Below are 6177 nucleotides of genomic sequence, written 5' to 3' on the forward strand. Positions count from 1 at the left end.
AAGAAGTCGGCCAAGTAGGCGATGGTTGTAGGACTAATCTGTAAACGCTTGCCCACAGCCAAACAAACAGCGAAAACGCAAACAGGGCGTGAGGTTTCCCTCACGCCCTGTTTATTAATGACGAGATTTACTGGCTGGAATCGCGCGAACTCAATTCTTGCAATTTGTGCTCGGCCAATGGGTGCCCAGCCTTGGCGGCCATGCTCCACCAGCGCGCAGCCTCCTCTGGATCCGGCGCCTTGCTCGGTGTGCCGGCGAGGCTGATCACGCCGACCTGATAGGCCGCTTTGCCATCGCCGGCCAGTGCCGCCAGACGCAGCAGTCGCACGCCTTCTTCACGCGCGCCCAGACCCACACCGCGAAAGGTCAGGATGTGCCCATAGAAGCTTTGCGCGCCGACATCGCCGAGGTTGGCCATGCGCGCAAATTGCCCTTCCATCCAGCGCCAGATGCGCGGCTGGCGAACACACCACGACCAATGAAACAGCCTACGGGCCAGCCAATAACTGGCCCGCGCCTTGAGGCGTAAAAACACTCAGGCCTCCGCCGATTCCGGGTACTCGTATTCGAACACTCTGACCACTTCGGAAGCGTGCCACGACGCGGCGGCAACTCCGTCGGACGGCCCGGAAAAACGCCCCAGACGTTCAACACATTCAAAAAAACCGGTGCGCGGTAAACGGCTCGCGCCTTGGCTGATTACCAGTGAACTGCGCAGCGGTTGCTCGGCCTTGGCATCCAGCGCTGCTAAATGCTCAAGTGCCGCGGTCAGCGTTTGCATGGCCGGTGTCGGCAGTTGCAGACGCTCAAGCAAGGCGCGATACGTCAGCAGATGACGCTGTCGGCGCGCCTGATCCAGCTCCCCCAGCAACCCGTCCCAATGTTGACGACTGATGCGTACGCTCACGATTCATCCCTCCAACCTGGCACCGTCAATTCCCAGGCCAGGCTGCGGCGAATCGCGGCGTCGGGCGCACGCTCACCACTTTCGATCATGGCCAGATAAGACGGGCTGATGCCTACCGTGCGGGCCAGCGCCTCGATGGCGATGCCCTTCCCTTCGCGCAAACTGCGGAGTTGATCCAGACCTGGAAGAATCGGGTCTGAAGTGGCCGCGACAGGCGCTGGGGCCGGACGCGACGGTGTTTCGTTGAGACCTGCTGCTTTGAGTAACGCCTGATATTGAGCCCATGGCAGAACCGCGTATTCGGGTTCGCCATCGCGTGCAATTATCTGAATATCCATGACTACCCCGTAGGACAACAACACTTAGCGAGTCGGCACTTTTCCCTAGAAGTGTAATCCTAACAGCGGCTAAGGTCGCGGGGGCGATCTATCTATCGCAGGTCTTGGTTATTCAGGGCTTTTTCGGGCCTTCCAATTGAAGTTGTTCAGGGGTATCGGGCAGGCGTTCGGCCACGGCGAGTTTTTCCGGGCGCTGACGACTGCGCCACAGGCGGAACGCGTTGAGTTCTTCGTCGAGGGTTTTCATCAGCCAGGCGAGCACGGCGATGTCGTCGAGCATGCCAAAGACCGAGATAAAATCCGGAATGGCATCGACCGGACTGAGGAAGTACATCAACCCCGCCACCACCGAAACCAACGCCTTGCCGCTGATTGCGCGGTACTCGCCACGCCAGTAAGCCAGGCACAGCGCCTGCAGCAAACGCAGGTCATCTTTGAGCTTGCCGAGGCGATTGCCTTGCGCGGCACCTTTGCTGGCCACGGCGAACAATAAAGTCGGCAGGCGACCACGGGCCAGCAAACGGCCAGCCAGGGGCAGGAATCGAGCGAAATTCCACGGAGCTTTCATCTATTCCTCCCGTTGAAATGTTATCCACACAAATTGTGGATAACCTTGTGAACAGAGCTGCATTTCGGCGCTGAGAGCCCCGGTTTATAAGGGCCGCGCTCAGATCGGGCGTTTTTTACTCACATAAAAAACCCCAATATTTCATTGACTTGGCGGCTCAGGGCGTCTAGCGCGGGCAGCCTCAAAGCTATGACTCCCCTGACCGGCATCGGTTCGCTCTGTTTACGCCCGCCAACCTGCAGATGCAACAACGCCCCGCTTAAGCGAGGCGTTGTTGTTGAAGCCGAAGCTGCTTACTTGGCAGCAGCAGCGTCTTCTTTGGCTGGATCCTTGATGGCCAGCAGTTCCAGGTCGAAAACCAGAACCGAGTTGGCCGGGATTGCCGGGCTTGGCGATTGCGCGCCGTAAGCCAGATCGCTAGGGATGTACAGTTTGTACTTCTCGCCAACGTGCATCAGTTGCAGACCTTCAACCCAACCCGGGATCACGCCGCTTACTGGCAGATCGATCGGGCTGCCGCGCTCGACGGAGCTGTCGAATACGGTGCCGTTGGTCAGCTTGCCGGTGTAGTGAACGGTCACTACGTCGGTCGGCTTAGGCTGTGGGCCGTCGGCCTTTTTGATGACTTCGTATTGCAGACCCGAAGCAGTAGTCGTTACGCCTGCTTTCTTGCCGTTTTCTTCGAGGAATTTCTTGCCAGCGGTTGCCGACTCTTCGCTCATCTTGGCCATACGCTCTTCGGCACGCTTTTGCAGCGCGGCGAAAGCTTCAACCAGTTCTTCGTCTTTCAGCTTCTGTTCTTTCTTGCCGACGGCATCTTCGATGCCTTGGGCTACTGCTTTGGAGTCCAGATCATCCATGCCTTCCTGAGCCAGGCTCTTGCCCATGTTCAGGCCGATACCGTAGGAAGCTTTTTGCGCCGGGGTTTTCAGCTCTACGCTGGTTTGCGAATCACAACCCGCAAGTACCAGGCTAACCAGGGCTACCGCCGCCGCCAACCGATGCTGTTTCATGCTATTTCCTTGTTCATGCGCCGAAAGGGCAATCGAGTAAAGCCGCGAGCTTATCAGGCCGCCACGACCAATGGCTACCGGCATGAGAGCAGTAAAGCGGCGATAAGTTCAGGTATTGAAACGCATTCGGCTAAAGGCACGATGAAGCTTCTGTCATCTACGCCCTACAACGATTGATGCCACTTCTCACAACAGTTGGCGTAATGGCCACTTGCCCACCCTCATAGCCTCAGGCATAACAGCGCAATAATTCGACAAGGATGTTTAACTTGCGCCGCTTATTCCGTGTTTTGACCCTGATCTTCGTGCTGCTCGGCCTCGTCCTCGCCGTGGTTTTGTATTACGTCGCCAACCCGAAATTACCGTTCTACACCCCGGCCGAGCAGGTGCATTACCTGAATCAATGGTCGGAAGAACAGCGGCAAACCTATTACTTCACGCCTCAGGGCACACAGGTCAAAGGCCTGCGCTATGAGTGGTTTCAAGCGCTGGAGCTGCCCTTTTCCGAGCAGCGTTTCGCCTCCCCTGAGTACCTCGCGCGTTTCGGTTTTCTGGTCGATCCAAAACAGAAAGCCACGCCGAACAATCCCGGCAACCTGCCCGTGGGTTTCGCCCGGCATCAAAACCCCGCTACTTCCGAGCAATATCTCGACATAACTTGTGCCGCTTGCCACACCGGCGAATTGCGTTTTAAAGGTCAGGCTGTGCGCATCGACGGCGGCACCGCGCAGCATGTGTTGCCTTCCAGTGTTCCTACATTGCGCGGCGGCAGTTTCGGACAGGCATTGGTCGCGAGTCTGACGGCTACTTACTACAACCCATGGAAATTCGAACGCTTCGCCCGAGGCGTGCTCGGCGATAAATACGACGTGCGCCACGAGCAACTGCGCAAAGACTTCAAAACTTCGCTGGATACGTTTCTGAAAGTCGCCTGGAACGACACCCATCGCGGCCTCTATCCCACCGAAGAAGGCCCGGGGCGCGCCGATGCATTCGGTCGAATCGCCAACGCGACCTTCGGTGATGCGATTTCCCCCGCCAACTATCGCGTGGCCAATGCGCCAGTCGATTACCCGCAGTTGTGGGACATGTGGAGGTTCGACTGGGTGCAGTGGAACGGCTCGGCGCAACAGCCGATGGCGCGCAATATCGGCGAAGCGCTGGGCGTGGGCGCTACGCTGAATTTCTTCGACGCCAACGGCCAACCGCTGCAAGGCGATGAGCGCTACGCCTCCAGCGTTCGCGTGCGCGATCTGCACACAATTGAAGAAACCCTGCAAAAACTGCAACCACCGGCCTGGCCGGAAGACGTACTCGGCGCCGTCGATAAACCATTGGCCGCCAAGGGCCGCACGCTGTTTGCGGAAAACTGCGCAGGCTGCCATGTGCCGCGCGTCACTCAGGAAGGTGAGCGCTGGGTGCAGCATTTGCACATGCTGCCGCTCGATGTGATCGGTACTGACCCGAACGCCGCCACCAACATCGCCACCCACCGCTTCGACCTGACAGCGCTGCAATGGGATTTGAAAGAGCTGGCGAAAATGGACGTCAAGTTGCACCCGACGCCCACCGAACCGCTGGATCTGAGCCAGCTGTCAGTCGCCAAGGGACTGGCGTACGTCACCGCTTTCGTCGAAAACCGCGCCTACCGCGAAGCCAACGTCACTGCGGAAGAAAAACCTCGACTGGACGGTTTCGGCCTGCCGATCGGCGTGCGCGAAAAAGTCGCTTACAAGGCGCGGCCATTGGCTGGCGTCTGGGCGACCCCACCCTTTCTGCACAACGGTTCGGTGCCAAGCGTTTATCAATTGCTCTCGCCGCAGGATGAGCGCGCGACCACCTTCTATAAAGGCACCTTCGAATACGATCCTCGCCATCTGAGCTATCGCACCGAAGCGTTCACCAATGGCTTCCTGTTCGATACGCGCATCAGTGGCAACCACAACAGCGGTCATGAATTCCGCGCCGGCGAACGCGGCAATGGCGTGATTGGCCGACTATTGCAGCCCGAAGAACGCTGGGCCTTGCTCGAATACCTGAAAGTGCTGGGCGGCCCACTGGAGGCGCAATTGCCATGACGATGCCGACATTCAAGAAAGAACTGCCGTTGCTCGCCCGAATCTGGTTGTGGCTGGGGCGCTTGCTTGGCAAAACCGTGTTAATCCTGCTGGTGATTGGCTTGCTCGGCTGGGCGATCGCGACGGCGTGGTTTGCCTGGCAGCACCGCGGCCCGGTGTCGGCGCTGGAGCAAATTCCGCCCGGCGAAGCGACGATGACGCAGGACGTGATCCAGACCGCCGTGCGCATCGTCGATCAACACCGCGAGCCCACGCGTTATCTGCGCGACGCCCATGCCAAAGCGCATGGTTGCGTGAAAGCTGAAGTCAAAGTATTGCCGGAATTGGCGCAACAATTGCGCCAAGGCGTGTTCAGTGAGCCGGGGAAAACCTGGCAGGCGATGATTCGTCTGTCGAATGGCAACGCTTATTCGCAATTCGATAGCCTGCGCGATGCTCGCGGTATGGCGATCAAGTTGTTCGATGTGTCGGGTAAACCCTTGCTCGGCGATCGACCGGCGCAAGGCGAACAGGATTTCGTGATGTTCAGTCATGCGAACTTCTTTGTCAGCGATGTCGCCGAGTACCGTCAGAATGTGGCGGCGCAGGCTGACGGCAAGAAGATCATGGCGTTTTTTCCGGGGTGGGATCCACGCACCTGGCAGATCCGTCATCTGTTTATTGCCCTGGCTACGCTGGCACCACCGCCAGACAGCCCGACGCAGACGACTTATCTTTCGGTCTCGCCGTACAAATTCGGTGAGGCCAATGCGAAATTTCGGGTGATGCCGGATCCGGACAGTTGCCCGGCGTACACGTTGCCTCAACAGAATCACGATCTGCCGAATTTTCTGCGCAGTGCTTTGAGTCAGCAGTTATCGACGGATCGGGTGCCGGCGTGTTTTGTCCTGCAGATTCAGCGTCAGGATGCCAACAAGTACATGCCGATTGAGGACACCAGCATTGAATGGCGTGAGCAGGACTCGCCTTTCGAGACGGTGGCGCGGATTACTTTGCCGGCGCAGGACTTCGATACCCCAGCGCTGAATCTGGCGTGCGACAACCTGTCGTTCAATCCGTGGTTTGGTATCGAAGCGCATCGGCCGATTGGCGGGATCAATCGTCTGCGTAAAGCGGTGTATGAAGCGGTGAGCGACTATCGCCACAGCCAGAATGCCGCGCATTAAAAAAGATATGCACATAACCTGTGGCGAGGGGATTTATCCCCGTTGGGCTGCGAAGCGGCCCCGCTTTTAAAATCTGGGCTCGCTGCGCAAGCCAACGGGGATAAATC

General features: G+C 58.2%; 7 protein-coding genes. 2 read left to right on the forward strand and 5 right to left on the reverse strand.

What is annotated here, in order from left to right; genetic code table 11:
* Window positions 1–127: 127 nt before the first annotated feature.
* From QMX93_RS17960 to QMX93_RS17980, 5 genes are all read right to left on the reverse strand, one after another.
* Complete coding sequence (locus QMX93_RS17960) at window positions 128–535, reverse strand: SEL1-like repeat protein (RefSeq protein WP_053118607.1); 408 nt, start codon at window positions 533–535, stop codon at window positions 128–130.
* Window positions 536–907, reverse strand: coding sequence for a hypothetical protein (locus QMX93_RS17965; protein WP_003223109.1), 372 nt, complete (start codon window positions 905–907; stop codon window positions 536–538).
* Window positions 904–1245, reverse strand: a complete 342-nt coding sequence (locus tag QMX93_RS17970; protein WP_053118605.1) for a helix-turn-helix transcriptional regulator — start codon at window positions 1243–1245, stop codon at window positions 904–906. Before QMX93_RS17970 ends, QMX93_RS17965 begins: the two co-directional genes overlap by 4 nt.
* A gap of 112 nt (window positions 1246–1357) precedes the next feature.
* Complete coding sequence (locus QMX93_RS17975; RefSeq protein ID WP_282357472.1) at window positions 1358–1813, reverse strand: YkvA family protein; 456 nt, start codon at window positions 1811–1813, stop codon at window positions 1358–1360.
* A gap of 293 nt (window positions 1814–2106) precedes the next feature.
* Window positions 2107–2826 (reverse strand): FKBP-type peptidyl-prolyl cis-trans isomerase, encoded by a 720-nt coding sequence (locus QMX93_RS17980; RefSeq protein ID WP_053118601.1) that lies wholly within the window; start codon window positions 2824–2826, stop codon window positions 2107–2109.
* Between the two features lie 269 nt (window positions 2827–3095).
* Between QMX93_RS17980 and QMX93_RS17985 the strand changes: the two genes are divergently transcribed.
* A complete protein-coding gene (locus QMX93_RS17985; protein WP_282357474.1) occupies window positions 3096–4904 on the forward strand; it encodes a di-heme-cytochrome C peroxidase in 1809 nt (602 codons plus the stop codon).
* A complete protein-coding gene (locus tag QMX93_RS17990; RefSeq protein ID WP_282357476.1) occupies window positions 4901–6070 on the forward strand; it encodes a catalase family protein in 1170 nt (389 codons plus the stop codon). Before QMX93_RS17985 ends, QMX93_RS17990 begins: the two co-directional genes overlap by 4 nt.
* Window positions 6071–6177 lie beyond the last annotated feature (107 nt).

This window comes from Pseudomonas sp. PS01303, assembly GCF_029959385.1.
Taxonomy (GTDB): domain Bacteria; phylum Pseudomonadota; class Gammaproteobacteria; order Pseudomonadales; family Pseudomonadaceae; genus Aquipseudomonas; species Aquipseudomonas rustica.

Bases quoted from the DNA above. Each gene is read 5' to 3' on its own strand.
- QMX93_RS17990 (WP_282357476.1), top strand. From the start codon at position 4,901: ATGACGATGCCGACATTCAAGAAAGAACTGCCGTTGCTCGCCCGAATC.
- QMX93_RS17970 (WP_053118605.1), bottom strand. From the start codon at position 1,245: ATGGATATTCAGATAATTGCACGCGATGGCGAACCCGAATACGCGGTT.
- QMX93_RS17975 (WP_282357472.1), bottom strand. From the start codon at position 1,813: ATGAAAGCTCCGTGGAATTTCGCTCGATTCCTGCCCCTGGCTGGCCGT.
- QMX93_RS17980 (WP_053118601.1), bottom strand. From the start codon at position 2,826: ATGAAACAGCATCGGTTGGCGGCGGCGGTAGCCCTGGTTAGCCTGGTA.